The organism is Taylorella asinigenitalis MCE3 (genome assembly GCF_000226625.1).
Taxonomy (GTDB): domain Bacteria; phylum Pseudomonadota; class Gammaproteobacteria; order Burkholderiales; family Burkholderiaceae_B; genus Taylorella; species Taylorella asinigenitalis.
This window is the reverse complement of the sequence record NC_016043.1, coordinates 1,590,845-1,614,531: the sequence shown is the minus strand read 5'-3', so window position 1 is coordinate 1,614,531 and position 23,687 is coordinate 1,590,845. Positions and strand designations below refer to the sequence as shown.

The following is a 23,687-nucleotide window of genomic DNA, read 5'->3' as shown; positions in this document are numbered from 1 at the left end:
ATGAATAAAAAAATCGCATTAGTTGGTGTACCTACAGATGTTGGTGCTGGGCATAGGGGCTCATCAATGGGCCCTGAAGCTCTTCGCGTAGCAGGAATAAGTGATAGATTACTTGCGATGGGATTTGAAGTTTTAGATCGTGGTAATCTTCATGGACCCGTTAATCCAGTGCGTCCGCCTGAAGGTGGGTATCGCAATTTCGAGGAAGTAGTTACTTGGAATCGCTTAACGCACGATGCCATGTATGATGAGCTAAAACAAGGCAATCTCCCAATCATGCTCGGAGGCGATCATTGTCTTGCTGCGGGTTCAATTAGTGCGGTTTCTCGATATTGTCGTGAAGCTGGAAAGAAGCTTCGTGTGATATGGCTTGATGCTCATACGGACTTTAATACATTTGAGTCTACACCAAGCGGAAATATGCATGGCATGCCTGTGGCTTGCTTGTTTGGCCGTGGCCCTCGTGAAATGATCGAATTAAGTGGAGTTGTTCCCGCCCTCACATCCGATCAAATTTTTCAAATCGGCATACGAAGCGTAGACACAATCGAGAAGGTGATGGTGCATGAAGCGGGCTATCCTGTTTTCGATATGCGCAAGCTCGATGAGATAGGTATGCGTGAAGCTATGGAATATGCTCTAGAGGGGCTTACTGATGAATATCATTTACACGTGAGTTTTGATGTGGATTTTCTAGATCCAGAGATTGCTCCTGGAGTTGGTACAACAGTTCGTGGAGGCCCTGATTATCGCGAAGCACAGCTTTGCATGGAGATGATTGCGGACACGGGTCTTGTAGCATCTCTTGATATTGTTGAACTAAATCCTGCACTTGATGTACAAAACCTTACAGCTAATATAGCTTGCGAACTTGTGGAGAGTTTGTTTGGTAAAAATACATTAGTTCGATAGTGCACGAGGATATTGCCACCCAAGCCCAAGATATTGATGGGCAGGACATAGATTTAAAGAGAGTTTACGATAAGAGTCCTGCCGAGAGGGTCTTCTATGCGACCCTCTTTGAATTTTTGGGAATTGTTCTTTCTGCTCCGCTTATAAGCTGGCTTTATGGACAGCCTCTTTTTGATGTTGGTGTAATCACGGTTGTGATTGCGGTAATCGCTTTAATTCTAAACTATACATATAATTCTCTTTTCGATATGTTTCTGATTAAACGCGGACTGAGCAAAACTCAGGGCGTCCGAATTCTGCATATGGTGGGATTTGAAGGGACATTGCTTCTATTTACGATACCGATAATATGTTGGTATATGGATATGAGTTTAGTAGAAGCCCTAGTGTTTGATGCGGGCTATATAGTGTTTTACCTATTGTATACGTATTTTTATAATTTAACATATGACTATGTGAGACTTAAGTACTTCTCAAAATAGTTATATGGCCGTCGAAATTCAAATTGCCCAAAAAGAACATGCAAAATATGCGCAAGATATTTGCCAGTTGATTTATACATCAGCACTGGCTAGAGGCACGGGCATTGCCAAAAGAACGCCCGAGTATATTACGGATAAAATTGATAGCGGAAAGGCCATTATTGCTTTAGATGGTAAGCATCTGGTTGGCTTTTCATATATCGAGACTTTTAGTAATAATAAGTTTGTTACTAATTCTGGGCTTGTTGTGCACCCCGATTATAGAAATCAAGGCATCGCACGTCGCATAAAAAAACGCATATTTGAGCATGCACGTAAACTATATCCGCAAGCGAAAATTATAAGCATAACCACGGGTTTGGCTGTGATGAAGATGAATACGGAGCTTGGTTTTAAGCCAGTGACCTTCTCTGAATTGCCTGCGGACGAAGAATTTTGGAGGGGCTGTGCGGGCTGTAGAAACTACGACATTTTGCAGCGCAATAATAATAAGATGTGCCTATGTACGGGGCTGCTATTTGACCCTGCTACAAAACCGAAAGGAGTAGTGAAAACTGTTGGCTCTTATACAAAGAAATTTGTGCCTATCGCTAAAGGCATGCTTAAGAAGGATAGATCATGATTCAAGTTTCAATTGCTGGAGGATCGGGATATACAGCTGGAGAACTTTTGCGTTTATTGGTGAGACATCCGCAAGTAGAAATTAAGTCTGTGTCGTCGACTTCGAGTGCGGGCGAGCGTATTGACACCGTGCATCGCGATTTGCTGGGAGAGACAGATCTGAAATTCACGCGTGAAGTGGGTGATGCGGACGTTTTATTTTTGTGCTTGGGTCACGGGCTATCTCAAGAATTTTTGTATACGCATTCCATATCGCAGGATTGTAGATTGGTCGACCTTGGCAATGATTTTCGAAACAAACCACGTTTTGATGATCGCGAATTTATCTATGGTATTACGGAGTTGAATCGAGCAAGAATTCGTAAATCACATAGTGTTGCTAATCCAGGGTGTTTAGCTACATCGATTATTCTTGCAATGGCTCCATTGGCGGCTCTTGGGCTTATCGTTGATGATATGCATGCTCATACGGTGACTGGTTCTACTGGAGCTGGTCGCATACCTAATGATTGGACGCACTATAGTTATCGCGAAGCAAATGTGACTATATATAAGAATTTCGAGCATCAGCATATTGAAGAGATTATGGGTGCCTTGAATGCAGTGGCTGTAGAGGAAAGGGCAGATGGAGAGAAAGCGGGGGCATTGCCACCTTTGCAATGGGTGCCTATGAGAGGACCATTTACACGCGGTATTATTGCAAGCGTATATACAAAATGGAATGGCACTATGTCTGAAGAGGCCCTAATCAAGCACTTTTGCGACTTTTATGAGAGCAGTGCGTTTGTACATGTTTCTGAAAAGCAAGTGAGTCTTAAAGAGGTCGTAAATACTAATAAATGTTTGTTGCATGTGGAATTTCATAATGGATATGTGCATGTGACTTCTGTTATCGATAATTTGCTCAAAGGGGCATCGGGTCAGGCTGTGCAGAATATGAATGTGATGTGCGGATTGGATGAGACGCTTGGATTACAGCTTAAGGGTACGGCTTTTTAGATTATGAAGCTATTTGATGTTTATTCTTTGATGTCTGTTTGTCCTGTGCGAGCTTCGGGTGCAAGCGTTTGGGATTCTGAAGGTCTCAAATATTTGGATTTTTACGGAGGTCATGCGGTAATCTCTATTGGACATTCGCATCCGCGGTATGTGGAGGCGATTTCTGAGCAAGTTTTGAAGCTTGGGTTTTATTCGAACTCTGTGCAGAATCCACTGCAGGAAGAGCTTGCCATGAAATTGGGCGAGGCGAGCGGCTATCCTGATTATTCCTTGTTTCTTTGCAATAGTGGAGCAGAAGCAAATGAAAATGCTTTAAAGCTCGCTTCTTTTCATACTGGTCGCTCTAAAGTGATTGCGATGAAAGGTGCTTTTCATGGACGTACTTCGGGGGCCGTTGCGATTACGGACAATCCTAAAATCGTATCACCTTTTAATAGTTGCCATGACGTCGATTTTGTAGCTTTAAATGACATAGCTGCATTGGAAGAAGCTTTAAATAAGGGTGATGCAGCGGCTTTAATTATCGAGGGTATTCAAGGTGTGGCTGGTATATATGAGCCCACAATCGAGTATCTAAAGGCAGCCCGAACTCTTTGTGATAAGCATGGAGTTGTTTTAATTCTCGATGAGATTCAAAGCGGATATGGACGAAGCGGTGAATTTTTTGCACATTCTAAATCTGGTGTGCGGGCGGATCTTGTGACTGTCGCTAAGGGTATGGGCAATGGTTTTCCAATAGGTGGCGTTCTAGTAGCTCCTAAATTTAAAGCTTCGAAAGGATTGCTGGGTACTACTTTCGGCGGCAATCATCTTGCTTGTGCCGCAGCAATCGCAGTTCTCGATGTAATAGCTGATGAGAGTTTGGTGCAGAATGCGGCTCGTATGGGAGATCGATTGCTTGCAGGTTTACGGGACATTGAGTCGATTGAATTGCGAGGTCGAGGCTTGATGCTAGGGCTTGAGTTTGAGTACGATGTGGCTCCATTTCGCAAAGCCATGCTTGAGCAGCATCATATATTTACGGGAAATGCTAAGCAGAATATCGTGAGATTATTGCCACCTCTATGTGTTACGCAGGATGAGTGCGATATGCTTATTTCAGCACTTCGCAAATGCATTGAGAATTAGTTTATGCTTAAACTATCTATAATTAAAATCGGTGGCAATGTTATTAATAACCCCTCCGAATTGGATGGATTTCTTAAATCTCTTTCTTCTCTCAAGGGTCCTAAAATAATCGTTCACGGCGGTGGGGTTCTAGCTACTGAATTAGCCAATCAACTAAATATTGAAACGAAATTCATTGGCGGCCGTCGCATTACTTCAGAAGAGATGCTGCGTGTGGCTGTCATGGTCTATGCAGGGTGGATTAATAAAACAATAGTAGCTAAATTGCAGTCTTTCGGAATCAATGCGATTGGTTTGTGTGGAGCAGATGGCGGAATTATTCGCTGCACGAAGCGATCAAGTACTCCAAACGACTACGGTTTTGTTGGGGATCTTATCGAAGGGTCTATTAACACAGATTCACTAAAGAGTTTGATTGATTCTGGATTCGTTCCTGTTTTATCCGCAATCACTCATGATGGATATGGACAACTTTTGAATACAAACGCAGACACTATAGCCAGGGGCATTGCCACAGAAATGGAGGCGAGCACGGGTACGAAAACAAGATTGATTTATGTATTCGATAAGCTAGGCGTTTTGAGGGATATATCCGATGATAAAAGCTTAATCAAACGCATGTCGCAAGCAGAATACGAAGAGCTTAAAGCTAAGGGCATTATTTTTGAAGGCATGATCCCCAAGCTCGACAATGCCTTCTCTGCCATTGAATCGGGCGTCTCCGAAGTCATACTTCAACATTCAAGTAAAATAGGGACTGACATAGGCACTATCCTTTACTGACATGGAACAAGAGGAACTCTTTGATATTCCAAGCCCTTGCATCAACGTATGCCAGGCTAATAGTCGTGGGTTTTGTCAGGGGTGCTACAGGTCACGCGATGAGCGATTCAACTGGAACACATTCTCTAATTCGCAAAAGAGAAAGGTGATCACGCTTTGCAGAGGGCGTAAACTTCGTGCAATACGTGATCATTTTGCGTCAAAAAAGGCGGCCGATGCCGATCAACAATCTTTAAATCAAAGTGGCAATGCCCACCAAACCGAACTGTTTTGAATTTGTCGCGAACAATAATTTCCATTTCTAATTCATAAATTCATATTGTAAGGGGGTGATGTAATTACTAGATTTACACTTTTATCCTTTATATGTGACAAAGTATCTTCAGAAGAGCCTATTTAGTATGCGTGATTTATTTGAAGGAGTAACTAAGTGGTCAAGATACTTAGTTGATTAAAGAACTCTATCCTCTCTGTTGCTTGCTAAGCGACTATTTTCTTCAAAACCGTAAAGGAATTCATCTTTTTTGCTCAAATCCCAATTGGAAATAATCTCAATAAAATTTTTAGGGGTCTCAATTAGATTAATATCAAATTTAAGACTTGGTTCTACTTTTCCACTACCGTTATGAATTCTAAAACTAAACCCCCAATTATTGTTGAGTTTCATCAATAAAGTCGTATTGTTATTATCTTTAAATTCTATACCCACTAATTTAGTTGGTGTAGGGATATTATCTGTGCCTATGCCAAGGGTATTGTTGAAGTTAAAGACTTGTATATAGGTTTTTTCTTTTTTGTCCATAGATAAAACTTTATAGTAGTCTTCAAAACCAATCAAATAAGAAAACAATTTTTGTACAAAATTTTCATCTTTATCATTAACTTTAACTATTTCTCTTTTAAAAGCATTAAGGAGGGGGATATAAAAGTTTGATATTTTGTTAGGGATATTTTTCCATTCCTCCTTTATTTGTTTTAACGAATCAAGTTCTTTGAAAATCGGATCAATTTCATTCCAGTATTCCTGAGAGCAGGGTTCTTTATACCAAGCATTTCCAAAATCAAGGCTTTTTGATAAACGACTGTGTTTCAGTGCACTGTGATTTCTTTTGGCACTTATCCCGATTTGCCATTCCACTTTAGGGATAGAAATAACTATATCTCGCACATCACCTACTTTCCCTTTTTTGTCACTTTGCGAAGAGAGATAAACAGTATCATTTGAATTTTCTTTTAGAATAGGTTCGAATTCAAATATGGTATCAATAAAAGCAAGAGCACCAAGATTTAGTAAGGAATGGTTCTCATGATCTAAAGAGGTCCATGCATTATAAATAGTTGAATATGCTTTATCTTTTACAATCTCAACATTTCTGTACCTACGTATTGAATCATAAAGAACATGCATTAGAGTATATTCGAAAGCTCTTCCTGATTTATTGCTGTCTTTTTTATGACTCATAAAATTCCCTCTTTTTGAACTAAGTGCCGTATTTTAACTTAGGTGTTCTTACTAACTTTTTCAGTTTTTCTGAAATTGATTTGGCTATGATTCGAGCAAGTTCTACGGGAACGGCATTGCCAATCATCTTATAACCGTCATCGACTCTATCATAATGGAATATGAAATTATCGGGAAATCCCTGTATTCTTGCACATTCTCTTACTGAAAGTCTTCTATAAAGATGTTTGCTTTCAGGTACAAAAATATTTTTGTTAACGTCAACTTTGAGCATTTTAGGTGCTTGAGGATGTAGTTGGCATTGACGACCAGATGCCTGTACAGTAAAAGCAGGTTCATCCCAACTCCTGACCCTATTTCTGCTCATAAAAATGGGGGAGAATTCACCAATAAAATACTCATGATTTGGAACTAAGCAATTTGAACCATTAGTTCTGTTTTTTTCTAGAGCTGGAATTGCCAATTCAGCTAAATCAAAAATGGAGTCTTTTAGGGTACATTTCTTACTTAGCGGTTTTGGAAACTTAAAGTCATATATATTTAAATCTTTTCTAAATCCAATATAAAATACTCTTTTTCTATCCTGAGGTACACCATAGTCACTAGCATTTAAAAGATTAATGAAAACGTTGTAACCAGCCTGCTCAAATTGGGTTATGATTGCTTGTACAGCTGAGTCATGTCGCTTTGCCATCATGCCTTTAACATTTTCAGCCAAAAAAAACATAGGCTGCTTATCTTTAAGTATCCTAATGTATTCATAAAATAACAATCCTCTAGGGTCGTCAATACCCTTCAAAGAGCCTGCCTCGCTCCATGATTGACAAGGTGGACCTCCAATAATTCCATCACAATTAGGAAATTCAGAACTCGGTATTGTTGATATGTCTCCTTTCAATAAAGGAACATCGTGGTTTTGTTCATAGGTTTTCCAAATTGATTTATCATGTTCGTTTGCTGTGATAATTTGATACCCTGCTTGTTCGAACCCTAAATCTAAGCCACCTGCACCAGAAAATAGACTAATTAATTTCATATAAATATAGTACTAAGTTATTTGATAATTTTAAGGTATTTTATGACTACATTCCTAAAACCCAATCAGGTAGAAAATTCTTCTCTTTTAGCTTTTGCATATGTGTACCACAGAATATATCTTTGTGCGTAAGGGTCCACGATTTTAGGTTCGCAGACCTTTAAAATCTTAGGAATTATTGCTTCGTGATTTTGTGACATCTCGTACAACAAGTCACGCCAATCATACCTATCTCCTCGGCTAATGATGTCATCAATAGCTGCTAGGGTAAAATTTTCATGATTTAAGTGTCGATGTTTCACACTATCCTCATAATGCTTTAATCCAAAATTACATATTACTAAAAGCTGCGAGGCAATCCAAGTACGTGTTCAGCGATATAAGAATAAATTAAATTAGTAGATATTGGAGCTACTTGATAGAGACGAGTTTCGCGGAATTTACGTTCCACATCATACTCATTTGCAAAGCCAAATCCACCATGAAATTGTAAACAGCAATTAGCGGCCTCCCAAGATGCATCCGCAGCAAGAAGTTTGGCCATATTCGCTTGAGCTCCCATCGGTTTATGCGCATCGAATAGGTGGCTGGCCTCATAACGCATTAAGCTTGCAGCTTCGATATTAATATATGCTTTGGCAATGGGAAACTGCACTCCCTGATTTTGTCCTATTGGACGACCGAAAACTTCGCGCTCCTTAACATAGGAAGAAACTTTATCAATAAACCAATATCCGTCACCAATGCATTCGGCTGCAATCAATGTTCGTTCTGCATTAAGTCCATCGAGAATGTATTTAAAACCCATGCCTTCTTCGCCAATCAAGTTTTCTGCAGGTATCTCAAGATTATCAAAAAACAATTCGTTTGTTTCGTGATTAACCATGTTGGGAATAGGTTGAACGGACATACCCGAGGACATAGCCTCCTTAATATCTACTAAAAAAATAGACATGCCTCGTGATTTTTTTTCTACTTGATCTAGGGGCGTTGTGCGTGCAAGCAATATCATTAGATCGCTATGTTGCACGCGGGAAATCCAGACCTTTTGGCCGTTCACTACGTATCGATCGCCTTTTTTTACAGCAGTTGTTTTAATTTTTGTAGTGTCTGTACCAGATGTTGGCTCGGTAACGCCCATAGATTGAAGGCGCAATTCGCCAGTGGCAATTTTAGGTAAATATTTTTGCTTTTGCTCGTTAGAACCATGTCGGAGCAATGTGCCCATATTGTACATTTGACCGTGAACAGCACCTGAGTTTCCTCCGCAACGATTTATTTCTTCCATAATTACAGTTGCTTCAGTTAATGTCAGCCCAGAACCGCCAAATTCCTCTGGAATTAAGGCAGCAAGCCAACCAGCTTCTGTCAATGTATTTACGAATTCTTCAGGATAACCACGCTCTTCGTCAATGCGTCTGAAATATTCAGCAGGGAAATTTAACATTAAATCGCGAATGCCTTCGCGAATGTCCATATAGTTATTACTTTGTGAAGATGAGTCCAAAATACGTTCCTTTACTAATTGACAGAATACATTATGTTACATATTCTAAAGGTTGTTTTGAATTATGGAAATCGAGAATGTCTAAAGATTTTTCATCATGGGTAGGGAATACTTCTGAAACTACTCAAATTTTAGATTCAGTGCATGCTCATAAAATCGCAAGGGCTTTGGATGTGGACGCACCGATGGAGGGGGAGGCATTGCCACATTTATGGCATTGGTGTTTTTTTAATCAAATGGCTCCGTATGAGCACACCAGAAAAGATGGACATGAAATTACTGGAGGCTTTTTGCCACCGCTTGAGGGTACGAATCGCATGTGGGCGGGAGGAGATGTTGAATTTCTGAAGCCTTTGATTGTCGGAAAAGAGGCGACTCGTAAATCGCGTGTATCTGATATTAAGATTAAAGAAGGTACTACGGGGAAGCTGACTTTTGTTAGCGTTGAACATGAGATTTTGCAAGAAGGTGAAGTGGCTGTGAGAGAGCTGCAAAATATTGTTTATCGTGAGCCAACTCCTCCTAAACTGCACGGAAAGGAGCATACGGGCAAGGGGGCATGGAGTACGGAAATATTGCCAACTCCGACTATGTTATTTAGATATTCAGCTGTCACTGCGAACAGTCATCGCATTCATTATGATGTGCCATATGCAACTAAGGAGGAAGGATACCCTGATTTAGTTGTACATGGACCGTTAACAGCAACTTTTGTTGTTCAGGGCTTTGAGCAGACACACCCTGAAGTGCGTGTATCTAGGTATAAGTACAGAGGTGTGCGTCCAATAATTTGCAATATTCCATATAGGGTGGGTGGAGATTTTGAATTGCCTACAGAAGGGGGTTCAGTTACGTCAGTGTGTTGGGCAGAACAGGACGGGGTTCTTGCACATGAGGGCATGATTACTTATGAATCAAGGTAATATTCGCCCCTTGGATGGGGTATTGGTTCTTAGTTTTGAACATGCGGTTGCAGCACCATTTTGTACGCGATTGCTTGCAGATATGGGGGCCCGAGTTATTAAGGTGGAGCGTCCAGGGGTGGGTGACTTTGCACGTGGCTATGACGATCGCGTTCGGGGTATGTCCTCTCACTTTACGTGGATTAATCGCTCAAAAGAAAGTTTGACATTGGATTTAAAATCAGATGCGGCTCAAGAGGTGCTTGAATCCTTGCTCCCAAAGGTAGATGTGTTGGTACAAAATTTAGCACCAGGAGCAATAGGGCGACTTGGTCTATCGTATGATCAGTTGCGTGATCGATACCCTCGATTGATTTGCTGTGATATTACTGGGTATGGGAAAGGTGGTCCATATGAGCAGAAAAAGGCTTACGATTTGCTTGTACAAAGTGAGAGTGGATTTTTATCGGTTACTGGAACGCTTGAAGAAATGACTAAAGCAGGAATATCGATTGCTGATTCAAGCACAGGTTTCTTTGCTTATTCAAATATTCTGGCGGCATTGATGTTACGTGAGCGTACTGGTGAGGGCTCTCATATCGATATGTCCATGCTTGAGACTATGGTTGAGATGATGGGCTTTCCTTTGTATTATGCTTTTGATGGAGCTGAGCCGCCCGCACGTGCTGGTGCTCATCATGCGACTATATATCCATATGGTCCATTTCAAGTTGCAGATGAAGAAACTGTGATGCTCGGTCTGCAGAACCAACGTGAGTGGGTGAAGTTTTGCGAGGAAGTTATCGAGGAGCCTGATATGGCTTACGATGAGAGATATGCCTCAAATAATCTACGACAAAAAAATCGCGAAGACCTTGATATAAGGATAAAGGGCAAATTGATTGCTATGAGCAAGGATGAGCTTATAGAACGCCTTGATAAATGTGGAATCGCAAATGCCTCTGTGAACGATATGCATGACGTTTGGGAACACGAGCAACTCAAAGCTCGCAATCGATGGAGAATGGTGAATTCACCTGTGGGTGAGGTGGCGGCACCATTGCCACCAGGAGTTAATGATAAGTTCGAATACCGAATGGATCCTGTACCTGGCTTAGGTCAACATTCGGAAGCGATTTTGGAGGAGCTTGGATTTGCAAGCGATCGTATTAGCGAAATGAAATCTAAGGGTGTTATCTGATGGGTGCGATTATAAGAAGCGGACTGTTTGTACCTGCGACCCGTACAGATAGAATTTCAAAGGCTGTTGCGACGGGTGCGGATATTGTGATAGTCGATTTGGAAGATGCCGTCGGTCCTTTGGAAAAGGCTGCGGCACGTGATGCTTTGGCGGATTATCTAGAGACTGCTTCGGAACAGAACCTATGCGTTCGTTTGAATAGCGATGACACTCAATGGCATGAGGACGATTTGGCGTTATGCGAAAAGTTTAAGTCTAAACTATTTTGTGTGATGTTACCTAAAGTAGAGACCGCCGATCAGGTGAGTGCAATTTATGAGCGAACAGGATTGCGGGTTATTGCGTTGATAGAAACTGCTCGTGGGCTGGTGGCTTTGCGTGAAATTGCTAGTAGTTCTGGCACGTTGGCTATGTCCATCGGCGAGCTCGATCTCGGAATTTCGATGGGGTTGCCTGTTGCCGGCTCTGACGTGGAGATAGATGCGGGGCTTGAGTTTTTGATGAAGAAGATTTACGCCGACCTTGCAATAGCAAGTAGCTGTGCGGGTATTCAAGGTCCATTATCTTCTGTATACGCCGATTACAAAAATGTAGACGGTTATGCGTCTCGTTTGAAATTTACTAAAGGCATGGGATTTGTTGGAGGCTTGTGCATTCATCCTAAGCAGGTTGAAGTTGTGAAGGATGTGTTTGCCGTAGACCCTGAATTGCTCGCATGGGCCCAGTCTGTGATGGATGCTGTGGCAGTACACGGCGAGTCAGCCTTTAGTCTAAACGGGCAGATGGTAGATAAACCAGTAATTGAGAGGGCTAAGAGGATATTGGGTCTCTGATTTGGGGTATAAAATTATTTTGAATTCACCTTTAGCCCTAATAAACTTAAATGTTAAGAATTCTATTTTTTCTTTCTTTTTATTTTCAATAATTCAGTCTCAGCTATAGTTTTACAGGATATTAAAAGTGATAACTTTGAGATAACTGGAGACATAGTTCAATGTTATGAAGATGCAGTTAATAGTGCAGTCCAAATAAAAACTAAAACGATAGAAAATATCAAAAGTTCATTAGTTAATAGCTATTCGCCAGCTCGTGATTTAGAAACGAATTTATTGATAGCATTTCTGAAATAAAAGAAGAGAACAAAACCGTGAAATTTTCTTATACTTCTGCTTAAATAGAGGGCTTTAGCACAAAGAAGTTTGATGAGTACTTAAACACAAAAAATGAATACAATTATGCAATTGAATATGAGCAAGCAAAAACTATATTTTTTAAGTATGACTGAGAGAATGCTATTGCCAAAACTAGGTCTCTTAACACAATCGCCATGACACTGAGAAAAATCATTGCCACCATATTTTGTTTACTCACAATTTCACTGAAAGGCATCGCAGCTCACGAAATACTCAATATCAATGAAGTTGAAAATGTGTGTACTAAATTCTATTGGAAAGGTGAAGTAGACGATTGCTTTGCCACTAATTTAAAGAGTATTGAGAAAATTAGAGACCAAAAAATCCAGTCCACTAAGTTAACAGAGACCACGAAAGGCAATATAAAAAAATATTGGAGAGGGTTTAGTAAGAGGGGGTGCGAACTCGCAGTGCCATATTTGGATGAGATCGAAACAAAAGACTTAGAATTTGATCTGAATTTTATTACTTGCTTGTACGAACTAAATTATAGATTCTTAGAAAATCTAACCCACTTAAAGAAATCTCAAAATCAATTATCAAAAGAACTTGTTTATTCACAAAAGTTACAAATAAAAATTGCCATTTTGAAGAAGTATCTAAATTTTGTTGCCCATTATTCACAATCTGAAAGCAAAGAAAAACAATTTGATGAGGTGCTTTCTAGTTTCAATGAGCTTGAAAATACTATCTGTGCACATAACGAAAAAACAGGCGAATGTTTAGATTCATATCTGACCATGTTGGAATCTTATGTTGATATTATTTTGGATCATTACATTTCTTCGGTTTTCGTTGAGTTTCAAGTTCCAGATATTATTGGCTCGCCTTACGAGAATGCTCTCATATTTTTGGATGAGAGTAATTGCAAGGCAAATTCTGGTGCAGTGGACTTTCAAAATTGCGTAGAAGATAGTAATTCGAAAATTAAAGAAGTCTTAGATAAAAACTTAACTGAATTTATTGCCACTCATAATAAAGATGAGCAAAAAGTCGTAGAAACAATAATCGAAAAAAATAATTTATTTGGCAATGAGATCTGCCTTTTGTTAGCCGAAATTTATAATGGGCATAACCAAAAGGATACATTGGGTGCGACATGTCATTACCTAATGTCATATCATTCAAAAATTATTTTGGATGAGTTTTCTGACAAAAGTCATTCACAAAACCCAGGTTATCTCAAAAGATTAAATTCATTAAGGGATAAATTGTCTTATGAAACAAGTCTTATAGAACTAAATCTAAAGGCACTTTCCATTAATGAAAGAGATAATTTTTCTATCTTAGATGCAAAGATGCATCGAATTCTAGATTCAATATCAGAAACTAGAGAATATGTGTGTGATCCAAATTCTTCCAATTGCAAATTACTAATAGAGGGTGTTATTAAAAACTGGATGGATTACTTATTCATTGCCACAACATATAAGGCATTTCATAATTTAGGTCTAGAAGAGCTAATAAATCCTTAACTGTTTGTTTTTAGTACAAAATCTGCCCTTTAATTATTGACTCATTGCCAAATACGTGTTAATTTAGTGGGCTTACTAGTAAATTTTACTAGTATGTTTTTTTATACCTATTTACTCATGTATGAGTAGGTCCTTAAATTTTAAAGGGCCGTCTTTATTTAAAGATTAATAACAATATTTAAAGGATAAGCATGCCTACTATCAGTCAGTTAGTGCGTAAACCACGTGAAACTGCCGTTATGAAAAGTAAGAGCCCAGCTCTTGAAAACTGCCCACAACGTCGCGGTGTATGTACTCGTGTGTATACCACTACTCCAAGAAAACCTAACTCAGCTATGCGTAAGGTAGCTAAAGTTCGTCTTACTAATGGCTATGAAGTAATTTCATACATCGGCGGTGAAGGTCACAACCTTCAAGAGCACAGTGTTGTTCTAATCCGTGGTGGTCGTGTAAAAGACTTGCCAGGTGTACGTTATCACATTGTTCGTGGTGCTCTTGACCTTCAAGGCGTTAAAGACCGCAAACAAGCTCGCTCTAAATACGGTGCTAAAAAACCTAAGAAGTAATCACTTACTTAATAAGTTCATAATTGCTCTGTATCATAGTGCATTTTATAGTGCAGCCGCAGCTGCGTGAAATTTTCTGCGGTATGTAAGGGGTTGTCCTTGTTATTAGGCAACCATGGCCACGAAAGTGGTTCAACTGAAATTGACACAAAAAAGGAATTTTAATTATGCCTCGTCGTCGCGAAGTCCCAAAACGCGAAATTCTACCTGATCCAAAATTCGGTAGCGTAGAACTAGCTAAATTTATGAACGTTGTTATGCTTTCCGGTAAAAAAGCCGTTGCAGAGCGTATCGTATATGGTGCTCTTGATCAAATTCAATCAAAAACAGGTAAAGAGCCACTAGAAGTTTTTAATACTGCAATTAATAATGTAAAACCAATCGTTGAAGTTAAAAGCCGTCGTGTAGGTGGCGCTAACTATCAAGTACCTGTAGAAGTTCGTCCGGTTCGTCGCCTAGCTCTTGCAATGCGTTGGGTGCGTGAAGCCGCTAAGAAACGCGGTGAGAAATCTATGGACCTTCGTTTGGCAGGTGAACTAATTGATGCTTCTGAGGGTCGTGGTGCCGCTATGAAAAAACGCGAAGACACACACCGTATGGCAGAAGCTAATAAAGCATTCTCACATTTCCGCTGGTAATCATAGGACCTATTTCAAATGGCTCGTAAAACCCCAATTAATCGTTACCGTAATATCGGTATTTCAGCTCATATCGATGCTGGTAAAACTACAACTACAGAACGTATCTTGTTCTACACTGGTGTAAATCACAAAATCGGTGAAGTTCATGATGGTGCAGCTACCATGGACTGGATGGAACAAGAGCAAGAGCGTGGTATTACTATTACTTCAGCGGCTACTACTGCTTTCTGGCGTGGTATGGGCGGAAACTATCCTGAACACCGTATCAATATTATTGATACTCCGGGACACGTTGACTTCACAATTGAGGTTGAGCGTTCAATGCGTGTTCTTGATGGTGCTTGCATGGTTTATTGTGCAGTGGGTGGTGTTCAACCACAATCTGAAACTGTATGGCGTCAAGCTAATAAATATAATGTGCCACGTTTAGCATTCGTAAATAAGATGGACCGTACTGGTGCAAATTTCTTTAAAGTTTACGATCAACTTAAAGCACGTTTAAATGCAAACCCAGTACCTATCGTTATACCTATTGGTGCAGAAGATACATTCTCAGGTGTTGTTGACCTTATCAAGATGAAAGCAATCATTTGGGATGAAGCAAGCCAAGGTACTAAATTTGATTACGTTGATATTCCTTCTGAATTAGAAGCTTCAGCTAAAGAATGGCGCGAAAAAATGGTTGAGTCTGCTGCAGAGAGCAGTGAAGAACTTATGGATAAATATCTTGAAGAAGGTTATCTTTCTGAAGAAGATATTATCAAGGCTCTTCGTACACGTACCATTGCTTGCGAAATTCAACCTATGCTTTGTGGAACTGCCTTCAAAAATAAAGGCGTTCAACGTATGCTTGATGCAGTACTTGATTTCTTGCCATCTCCAGTTGATATCCCTCCAGTTCAAGGTGAGGATGAAGACGGTAATAAAGCTGAACGTAAAGCAGACGACAAAGAGAAATTCTCTGCTCTTGCATTTAAACTTATGACCGACCCATTCGTAGGTCAACTTACATTTATCCGTGTATATTCTGGTATTTTAAATTCAGGAGATACTGTTCTTAACTCAGTTAAAAACAAAAAAGAACGTATTGGTCGTATTCTTCAGATGCACGCAAATAACCGCGAAGAAATTAAAGAGGTCCTTGCGGGTGACATTGCAGCTGTTGTAGGTCTTAAGGAAGTTACTACTGGTGAAACTCTATGTGACGTTTCTGCTCCTATCGTTCTAGAACGCATGGAATTCCCTGAACCAGTTATCTCTCAAGCGGTAGAACCAAAATCTAAAGCTGACCAAGAAAAAATGGGTTTAGCTCTATCACGTTTAGCTCAGGAGGACCCTTCATTCCGTGTTCGTTCAGATGAGGAATCTGGTCAAACAATTATCTCTGGTATGGGTGAGCTTCACTTAGAGATTCTTGTTGATCGTATGAAACGTGAATTTAACGTAGAAGCAAACGTAGGTAAACCTCAAGTTGCTTATCGTGAAACTATCCGCAAAACAGTTACTGACGTTGAAGGTAAATTCGTTAAACAATCTGGTGGTCGTGGTCAATATGGTCACGTTGTTCTAAAACTAGAACCTATGGAACCAGGCGGTGAAGGTTACGAATTCGTTGATGAAATTAAAGGTGGTGTAGTTCCTCGTGAATATATCCCTGCGGTAGATAAAGGTATTCAAGAAACTCTATCTTCTGGTGTGGTTGCTGGTTATCCAGTAGTAGACGTAAAAGTTACTTTGACATTCGGTTCTTACCATGACGTGGACTCAAACGAAAATGCATTCCGTATGGCTGCATCTATGGCCTTTAAAGAAGGTATGCGTCGTGCATCTCCAGTTCTTCTAGAACCTATGATGGCAGTTGAAGTAGAAACTCCTGAAGATTATGCAGGTACAGTTATGGGTGATCTTTCTTCACGTCGCGGTATGGTGCAAGGTATGGACGATATGGCTGGTGGCGGCAAATCGATTAAGGCAGAGGTTCCTCTAGCTGAGATGTTCGGTTATGCAACTAACCTTCGTTCATTAACACAAGGTCGTGCTACATACACTATGGAATTTAAGCATTATGCTGAGGCTCCTAAAAATGTAGCTGAAGAAGTTATTAGTTCACGCGCGAAATAATCCTTAGATTATTCGTAATTTTGTAAAGATTTATTTTTAAAATTCAGTTTTTTTAAATTTTTTAATTTTAGTTTGGAAATAATTAATTATGGCTAAAGAGAAGTTTGAACGTACCAAACCACACGTAAACGTAGGTACAATCGGTCACGTAGACCACGGAAAAACAACATTGACAGCAGCTATTACGACTGTATTGTCTAAGATGTACGGTGGTGAAGCGAAAGACTATTCAGCGATTGATGCTGCTCCAGAGGAGAGAGCACGTGGTATTACTATTAATACAGCACACGTAGAGTATGAGACAGCAACACGTCACTATGCACACGTAGACTGCCCAGGGCACGCTGACTATGTAAAAAATATGATTACAGGTGCTGCACAGATGGACGGAGCGATATTGGTATGCTCAGCAGCAGACGGTCCTATGCCACAAACACGTGAGCACATTCTTTTATCACGTCAGGTAGGCGTACCTTATATTATCGTGTTCTTAAATAAAGCGGACATGGTAGATGATGAGGAGCTATTAGAGTTAGTAGAGATGGAAGTTCGTGAGCTTTTATCTAAATATGATTTCCCAGGTGATGACACACCGATTATTAAAGGATCAGCTAAGTTAGCTCTAGAGGGAGACGAAGGTCCACTAGGAAAAGAAGCGATTTTAAAATTAGCAGAAGCTTTGGATACATATATTCCAACACCAGAGCGTGCGGTAGATGGAACATTCTTGATGCCAGTAGAGGACGTGTTCTCAATTTCAGGTCGTGGTACAGTGGTTACAGGCCGTATTGAGCGTGGTGTGATTAAAGTAGGCGAAGAGATTGAGATTGTAGGTATTCGTGAGACAGCTAAGACTACATGTACAGGTGTAGAGATGTTCCGCAAACTACTTGATGAAGGTCAAGCAGGGGATAACGTGGGCTTACTACTTCGTGGTACAAAACGTGAAGACGTAGAGCGTGGTCAAGTGTTAGCAAAACCAGGCACAATCAAGCCACACACTAACTTCTCAGCAGAGGTGTATATTCTATCTAAAGAAGAGGGTGGCCGTCATACACCATTCTTCCAAGGATATCGTCCGCAGTTTTACTTCCGTACAACGGATGTGACAGGGGCGATAACATTGCCAGCGGATAAAGAGATGGTACTACCAGGCGATAATGTATCGATGGACGTTGAGCTAATCAGCCCGATTGCGATGGAAGAAGGTCTTCGCTTTGCTATCCGTGAAGGTGGTCGTACAGTTGGTGCTGGCGTTGTAGCTAAAATCACTAAGTAATTTCTGATTCGGGTGCCGAGAGGTACTCGCAACTGCTCATTACTAAATTAGGGTCTCGTTTGAGGCCCTTTTTTATTTTGTTATTTATGGATTAACTGTACCGCAGGCTTTTAAATTATTTGCAAATTAAGTTGTGAGGACAAGAGTTGTGCCATTAGAAATTAATTGCTTGCCCACCCGAGCCACAACCCTCATAATTCAGAACAATAATTTTTTTAGAAATTCTTGACCCTGAATCACCCGAGCCACAAACCCCAACGCTAATCCAAATCCAAAAATCCGCCCCTCTGGCGATTCCACAAATTCGCGTAAATTCCGCCTCGCTCCAGCAGCTCCTGATGCGTCCCTTCCTCCACAATCCGACCAGCATCCATCACAATCAGCCGATCCATCGCCGCAATCGTCGATAGCCTGTGTGCAATTGCAATCACAGTTTTGCCCTCCATCAGGCGTGTCAGATTCTCCTGAATCGCCGCCTCCACCTCAGAGTCAAGAGCGCTAGTCGCCTCATCTAGAATCAGAATCGGTGCGTCCTTCAACAGCACCCGCGCGATGGCAATGCGCTGCCTCTGCCCGCCCGACAGCTTCACGCCTCGCTCTCCGACGAATGCCTCCAGCCCCTCGCGCCCCTTCATATCACGCAAGTTGGCAATGAACTCGCTCGCCGACGCTTTTTCGATTGCCGCCAAAACCTCTTCCTCACCAGCCGTATCGCGTCCATACATAACATTTTCGCGAACAGAGCGATGCAACAGCGATGTGTCTTGCGTAACCAATCCGATTTGCGACCTAAGACTATGTTGCGTAACATCGCGGATATCTTGCCCGTCAATCAAAATCGATCCATCTTGTATATCGAAAAATCGCAATAGCAAATTCGTCAAAGTTGATTTTCCAGCACCGCTTCTCCCCACGAGCCCTACTTTTTCGCCCGACCGAATATGAAGATCAAAATCTTCAAACAATGGCTTATCTTGGTCAAACGAGAAATCCACATTTACAAACTCAATCTCTCCGCGATTCGCCACTAAATCACCAGCCCCCGCACGATCTTGCACAGTTACAGGTGTGCTTAATGTTCTCATTCCATCATGTGCAGTGCCCACATTCTCTAAGAATCGTGCAAATGAAAACATAATCCAGTGAGACAAACCGTATAAGCGAAAAACAAAAGCTGAAGCCGCTGCCAGCCCACCTATTGTTAATGCCGCCTCAGACCATAACCAAAAACTTAAGCTAAAAGTAGAAATCAGAAGTGCTATAAACAGCCAGTTAATGCACATGCGCATTAAAGTAATAACCCGCATCTGATTATGCACAGTCACTAAAAATTCATCCATTGCTTCCTGAGCATACCCCGCTTCATGAGATGTATGAGAAAATAATTTCACCGTCTGTATATTTGCGTATGCATCTGTTATACGTCCAGTCATCATGCTTCGAGCATCAGCTTGCAACCGAGAGTATTTCGCTAGCTTCGGAATAAAGTAATAGCCTGCCAAAAAATATAGTGCAAACCACACAATAAATGGCAATATAAGTAGTGCATTAAATTGCGATAACAGTACTATTGCGGAAACACCTAAAACCAAAGCATAGACAATAATGTTTATCGATTCGAGCACAGTTTCTCGCACTGCTAGGGCAGTTTGTAAAACCTTTGCTGATATGCGACCCGCAAATTCATTTTGATAAAAAGAGTAGCTTTTACCTAGCATGATTCTATGAAAATTCCAACGCAGCCGCATTGGAAATGCTCCCGCAAATGTCTGATCCTCGAGCAATTCAGCACTTACAGTGACCACTCCAAAAATAAGCATGGCAACCAGCATCCATATAATTTCAGTTGATTTTTGCTCCCACAATTGACCAACTGGAATATGGCTCATCCAATCGACAATCAGACCCGTAAACTGAAACATCATAGCCTCGAGCACACTTATAATCACAGAAAAAATCAAAAGAATGAGTAGAGCCCATCGCATGCCTCTAGTATTTGACCAGATAAAGGCTAATAAGCCGTTCTTAGGAAGAATAGGCTCCTCGGGAGGATATGGATTTATGAGGCTCTCGAACCATTGGAAAATTTTTTTCATGCACACTCCTACAATTTCCATAATTGTATTTCTAATAAAAATTTTTGTGTACACATTGATACATAATGTTATGGTGGCAATGCCCCTCGCTCCCTATAAATCTTTAAAAATAAAACATATTTTTCTTTACATACATAAGAAATTGAAATAAAATAATTGGCTTTATGTTCTTTTTTAATTTAGTTCTTTTTTAACGTTCTTTAAAGGTAAAAACAATAAATGAAAAATCAAAAAATACGCATTCGCTTAAAAGCTTTTGACTATAAACTTATCGACCAATCTGCAGCTGAAATTGTTGATACAGCGAAACGCACAGGTGCAGTAGTTCACGGTCCTGTACCACTTCCAACTCGCATCAAACGTTATGACGTGCTTCGTTCACCTCACGTAAACAAAACTTCGCGTGACCAGTTCGAAATCCGCACACACCAAAGACTTATGGATATTGTTGATCCGACAGATAAAACAGTTGATGCATTGATGCGTCTAGATCTTCCTGCAGGCGTTAATGTGGAGATTGCACTTCAATAAGAAGCTGTATTAATTGGCGGTATGTGAGCTAAATGATAGTCACGATAATATTGCCACCCTCAAATTAAAACAAAACGAGTGCCCACAAAGCACTCGTTTTGTTTTTATAACAAATAGTTATAATCATAAGGTTTTTTATTAAGTACAATCCATTAATATAAGCGCATACATAAAAATAAAGGTCATCGAAAAGTGATTGAACTAAAAGGAATAAAAAAATCATTTCACACGAAAGAGAAAGTGCTCCATGCTTTGCAGGGGATTGATCTTATTATCAATCGTGGACAGGTTTTCGGAATTATTGGGCGCTCGGGTGCGGGAAAAAGTACTCTTATACGCATGATTAATCTGCTCGAGAAGCCGACCGAGGGTCGTGTATTGATCCAAGGTAAGGACTATACAGAAGCTTCAGATAGCGAACTCAGAAAACTTCGTCAAAACATTGGTATGGTGTTTCAGCACTTTAATCTGCTGTCATCGCAGACCGTACTAAATAATGTGCTTTATCCGCTCAAAATAGCGAACACCCCGAAATCACAGGCTATAGAAAGGGCGAACCACTTGCTTAAGCTAGTAGGGCTTGAAGAGCATGTGCACAAGTATCCATCACAGTTGTCGGGCGGGCAGAAGCAGCGCGTAGGGATTGCGAGAGCATTGGCTACGCAACCAGAAATTTTGCTCTGCGATGAGGCGACAAGTGCACTAGATCCTGAAACAACGAAATCGATTCTTGCTTTGCTTAACAAAATTAATAAAGAGCTTGACATTACGATTGTTCTTATTACGCATAGCATGGATGTGGTGCGAAATTTGTGCGATGAAGTCGCAGTTATCGATAAGGGCTTGATTGTGGAGCAGGGTGATGTAGTAAATGTATTTTTGCACCCGCAACATGAGACTACAAAGGCGTTGCTTTCTGAGAGTGGTGTGGATAATGAAAGCTGGCAGCAGTTTGATTCTGATATACATGATACAGTTATTCGCTTAACATATCATGGAAAGACTGCGGTAGAGCCGTTGTTGAGCCATCTAGTGTCGCAACTAAATCTAGAGTTCAGTATCTTACAAGGGTCTGTAGGTTTTATTAAAGATACACCGTTCGGTCAGATGGTGATTACTGTGTCTGAAGGGCAAGCTAGGCCTCAAACACCCCAAACACCCCAAAACCCGCAAAATAACGAAGGTGAGTCGCAAGCTGCGTTAAATGAGGTCTCTCACGGCCTATCGCAAAACTCAATTACACAACTAAAACAATTTTTCGAACAACGCAATGTTGATGTGGAGGTCTTAAAACAATGAATTGGTCAGAAATAGATTGGGACATGATTCTTGAAGCAACCATCGACACATTGCTTATGACGGGCTGGTCGCTTTTATTTACAATAATCTTCGGATTGCCGCTAGGGGTGTATTTGTTCCTAAGCTCTGAAAAACAGCTTCTTGAAAATAAACCTGTATATCAAGTGCTTTCCTTGATTGTAAATATATTTAGGTCTGTGCCGTTTATTATTTTGCTTGTCGTGCTTATTCCGTTTACGCGTCTAATTGTAGGCAGTGCTTTGGGAGTAGCGGGGGCAGTAGTTCCGCTTGTAGTGTGTGCGGTGCCGTTTTTTGCGAGACTAGTGGAGAATGCACTTCGTGAGCTTGACCCTGGCATTAGTGAAGCTGCGAAATCGATGGGTGCAACCACAATGCAGACCGTACGAATGTCGCTCTTACCCGAGTCATGGACAGGGATTCTTGCGGCGATTACAGTAACAGCAATTTCATTGATTGGATATTCTGCCATGTCTGGAGTGATTGGTGGGGGCGGACTCGGGGACATTGCCATACGCTTTGGGTATCAGCGATACCAAATGGATGTGATGATAGTAACTGTAGTGATTTTAGTGTTATTAGTTCAAGGTGTTCAAATGTTGGGCGATCACTTTGTACAAAAATTAAGTAGAAAATAATGGAGATTTATATGAAATCAATTAAGAAATTTTTAACTGCTAGTGTATTCGCGATCGCCTCTATTGGTGCGGCTAATGCGGAGAAACTTTCTGTAGCTGCGACTGCTGTTCCTCATGCAGAGTTGCTTGAATTTGTTAAACCTGCCTTAGCTAAGGAAGGCGTGGATTTAGAAATTAAAGTGTTCACTGACTATGTGCAACCAAATCAGCAAGTAATCGATAAGGCAATTGATGTGAACTTTTTCCAGCACAAGCCATATCTAGATTCCTTTAATAAAGAGCATAAATCTGACCTTGTTCCAGTTGGCAATGTTCACGTAGAACCTCTCGGTGCTTTCTCTAAGAAAATTAAAAAAGGGGAAACACTTAAGAAAGGTGCTTTAGTTGCAATTCCAAACGATCCGACTAACGGTGCACGTGCATTACTTCTTCTTCAAGCAAATGGCTTGATTGAACTGAAGGATCCGAAAAACATTCTTTCAACAACACGTGATATTGTTAAGAATGATGGTGGACTTAAGTTTAAGGAGATAGAAGCGGCAACATTGCCACGTGTGCTAGCGGATGTTGATTTAGCTGTAATCAATGCAAATTATGCTTTGGAAGCTGGTCTTAATCCAGTAGAAGATGCGGTATACTTGGAAGGTTCTGAATCGCCATATGCAAATATAGTTGCTGCGCGTCCAGATAATAAAGATAAACCTGAAGTTACGGCTCTAGTTAAGGCTCTTCAAACAGAAGACGTTAAGAAGTTCATTAACGACAAATATAAAGGAGCTGTTGTCCCTGCGTTCTAA

24 protein-coding genes are annotated in these 23,687 nt (G+C 40.6%); 19 read left to right on the top strand and 5 right to left on the bottom strand.

From position 1 onward, the window contains the following. The 7 genes from rocF to TASI_RS07580 are packed head-to-tail and all read left to right on the top strand — an operon-like array spanning nucleotide 1 to nucleotide 5,199. Entirely contained in the window at nucleotides 1-912 is a 912-nt protein-coding gene (rocF, locus tag TASI_RS07610) for an arginase (RefSeq protein ID WP_014112182.1), read from the top strand. Then, complete coding sequence (locus TASI_RS07605) at nucleotides 912-1,394, top strand: PACE efflux transporter (protein ID WP_014112181.1); 483 nt, start codon at nucleotides 912-914, stop codon at nucleotides 1,392-1,394. Before rocF ends, TASI_RS07605 begins: the two co-directional genes overlap by 1 nt. 4 nt (nucleotides 1,395-1,398) lie before the next feature. Further along, on the top strand, nucleotides 1,399-2,016 hold the full coding sequence (locus tag TASI_RS07600; RefSeq protein WP_014112180.1) for a GNAT family N-acetyltransferase: 618 nt from the start codon (nucleotides 1,399-1,401) through the stop codon (nucleotides 2,014-2,016). Beyond that, nucleotides 2,013-3,014: an N-acetyl-gamma-glutamyl-phosphate reductase gene (argC, locus tag TASI_RS07595; protein WP_014112179.1), complete on the top strand. Its 1,002-nt coding sequence runs from the start codon at nucleotides 2,013-2,015 to the stop codon at nucleotides 3,012-3,014. The genes TASI_RS07600 and argC overlap by 4 nt, the downstream gene beginning before the upstream one ends. 3 nt (nucleotides 3,015-3,017) lie before the next feature. Further along, the gene (locus tag TASI_RS07590) at nucleotides 3,018-4,142 is read left to right on the top strand and encodes an aspartate aminotransferase family protein (RefSeq protein WP_014112178.1); all 1,125 of its coding nucleotides are present in this window, start codon (nucleotides 3,018-3,020) and stop codon (nucleotides 4,140-4,142) included. A 3-nt stretch (nucleotides 4,143-4,145) separates the two neighbouring features. Beyond that, the gene (argB, locus tag TASI_RS07585; protein ID WP_014112177.1) at nucleotides 4,146-4,925 is read left to right on the top strand and encodes an acetylglutamate kinase; all 780 of its coding nucleotides are present in this window, start codon (nucleotides 4,146-4,148) and stop codon (nucleotides 4,923-4,925) included. 1 nt (nucleotide 4,926) lies between these two features. Beyond that, nucleotides 4,927-5,199 carry a DUF1289 domain-containing protein gene (locus TASI_RS07580; RefSeq protein ID WP_028884694.1) on the top strand — a complete coding sequence of 91 codons (273 nt, stop codon included), beginning with the start codon at nucleotides 4,927-4,929 and terminating at the stop codon, nucleotides 5,197-5,199. A 177-nt stretch (nucleotides 5,200-5,376) separates the two neighbouring features. Here TASI_RS07580 and TASI_RS07575 read toward each other — a convergent pair whose 3' ends face one another. The 4 genes from TASI_RS07575 to TASI_RS07560 form a co-directional block, all read right to left on the bottom strand. After that, complete coding sequence (locus TASI_RS07575; RefSeq protein WP_014112174.1) at nucleotides 5,377-6,387, bottom strand: HaeIII family restriction endonuclease; 1,011 nt, start codon at nucleotides 6,385-6,387, stop codon at nucleotides 5,377-5,379. Between the two features lie 19 nt (nucleotides 6,388-6,406). After that, entirely contained in the window at nucleotides 6,407-7,423 is a 1,017-nt protein-coding gene (locus tag TASI_RS07570; RefSeq protein ID WP_014112173.1) for a DNA cytosine methyltransferase, read from the bottom strand. A 65-nt stretch (nucleotides 7,424-7,488) separates the two neighbouring features. Continuing rightward, nucleotides 7,489-7,725, bottom strand: a complete 237-nt coding sequence (locus tag TASI_RS07565) for a hypothetical protein (RefSeq protein ID WP_044978199.1) — start codon at nucleotides 7,723-7,725, stop codon at nucleotides 7,489-7,491. A gap of 38 nt (nucleotides 7,726-7,763) precedes the next feature. Further along, nucleotides 7,764-8,900, bottom strand: coding sequence for an acyl-CoA dehydrogenase family protein (locus TASI_RS07560; RefSeq protein ID WP_044978301.1), 1,137 nt, complete (start codon nucleotides 8,898-8,900; stop codon nucleotides 7,764-7,766). A 107-nt stretch (nucleotides 8,901-9,007) separates the two neighbouring features. Between TASI_RS07560 and TASI_RS07555 the strand changes: the two genes are divergently transcribed. The 8 genes from TASI_RS07555 to tuf all read left to right on the top strand — a co-directional run bounded on the left by TASI_RS07555 (nucleotide 9,008) and on the right by tuf (nucleotide 18,308). Further along, nucleotides 9,008-9,853, top strand: a complete 846-nt coding sequence (locus tag TASI_RS07555) for an HTD2 family dehydratase (RefSeq protein ID WP_014112170.1) — start codon at nucleotides 9,008-9,010, stop codon at nucleotides 9,851-9,853. Beyond that, nucleotides 9,840-11,033 carry a CaiB/BaiF CoA transferase family protein gene (locus tag TASI_RS07550; RefSeq protein WP_014112169.1) on the top strand — a complete coding sequence of 398 codons (1,194 nt, stop codon included), beginning with the start codon at nucleotides 9,840-9,842 and terminating at the stop codon, nucleotides 11,031-11,033. The genes TASI_RS07555 and TASI_RS07550 overlap by 14 nt, the downstream gene beginning before the upstream one ends. Beyond that, nucleotides 11,033-11,866 (top strand): HpcH/HpaI aldolase/citrate lyase family protein, encoded by an 834-nt coding sequence (locus TASI_RS07545; protein WP_014112168.1) that lies wholly within the window; start codon nucleotides 11,033-11,035, stop codon nucleotides 11,864-11,866. The genes TASI_RS07550 and TASI_RS07545 overlap by 1 nt, the downstream gene beginning before the upstream one ends. A gap of 494 nt (nucleotides 11,867-12,360) precedes the next feature. Next, the gene (locus TASI_RS07540) at nucleotides 12,361-13,701 is read left to right on the top strand and encodes a hypothetical protein (RefSeq protein WP_014112167.1); all 1,341 of its coding nucleotides are present in this window, start codon (nucleotides 12,361-12,363) and stop codon (nucleotides 13,699-13,701) included. A 191-nt stretch (nucleotides 13,702-13,892) separates the two neighbouring features. Continuing rightward, the gene (gene rpsL, locus TASI_RS07535) at nucleotides 13,893-14,267 is read left to right on the top strand and encodes a 30S ribosomal protein S12 (RefSeq protein WP_013521763.1); all 375 of its coding nucleotides are present in this window, start codon (nucleotides 13,893-13,895) and stop codon (nucleotides 14,265-14,267) included. Between the two features lie 167 nt (nucleotides 14,268-14,434). Next, nucleotides 14,435-14,905: a 30S ribosomal protein S7 gene (gene rpsG, locus TASI_RS07530; RefSeq protein WP_013521762.1), complete on the top strand. Its 471-nt coding sequence runs from the start codon at nucleotides 14,435-14,437 to the stop codon at nucleotides 14,903-14,905. Nucleotides 14,906-14,923: 18 nt separating this feature from the next. Further along, entirely contained in the window at nucleotides 14,924-17,029 is a 2,106-nt protein-coding gene (fusA, locus tag TASI_RS07525) for an elongation factor G (protein ID WP_014112166.1), read from the top strand. A gap of 88 nt (nucleotides 17,030-17,117) precedes the next feature. Further along, complete coding sequence (gene tuf / locus TASI_RS07520; protein WP_013521790.1) at nucleotides 17,118-18,308, top strand: elongation factor Tu; 1,191 nt, start codon at nucleotides 17,118-17,120, stop codon at nucleotides 18,306-18,308. A gap of 260 nt (nucleotides 18,309-18,568) precedes the next feature. Here the strand turns inward: tuf and TASI_RS07515 are convergent, their stop codons facing one another. After that, nucleotides 18,569-20,404: an ABC transporter ATP-binding protein gene (locus TASI_RS07515; protein WP_014112165.1), complete on the bottom strand. Its 1,836-nt coding sequence runs from the start codon at nucleotides 20,402-20,404 to the stop codon at nucleotides 18,569-18,571. Nucleotides 20,405-20,623: 219 nt separating this feature from the next. On the opposite strand from TASI_RS07515, the gene rpsJ reads away from it, so the two are divergent. From rpsJ to TASI_RS07495, 4 genes are all read left to right on the top strand, one after another. Continuing rightward, a complete protein-coding gene (gene rpsJ, locus TASI_RS07510; RefSeq protein ID WP_013521757.1) occupies nucleotides 20,624-20,935 on the top strand; it encodes a 30S ribosomal protein S10 in 312 nt (103 codons plus the stop codon). Nucleotides 20,936-21,127: 192 nt separating this feature from the next. Beyond that, on the top strand, nucleotides 21,128-22,234 hold the full coding sequence (locus TASI_RS07505; RefSeq protein WP_014112164.1) for a methionine ABC transporter ATP-binding protein: 1,107 nt from the start codon (nucleotides 21,128-21,130) through the stop codon (nucleotides 22,232-22,234). Further along, nucleotides 22,231-22,890 (top strand): methionine ABC transporter permease, encoded by a 660-nt coding sequence (locus TASI_RS07500; RefSeq protein WP_014112163.1) that lies wholly within the window; start codon nucleotides 22,231-22,233, stop codon nucleotides 22,888-22,890. The genes TASI_RS07505 and TASI_RS07500 overlap by 4 nt, the downstream gene beginning before the upstream one ends. 11 nt (nucleotides 22,891-22,901) lie before the next feature. After that, nucleotides 22,902-23,687: a MetQ/NlpA family ABC transporter substrate-binding protein gene (locus TASI_RS07495; protein WP_014112162.1), complete on the top strand. Its 786-nt coding sequence runs from the start codon at nucleotides 22,902-22,904 to the stop codon at nucleotides 23,685-23,687.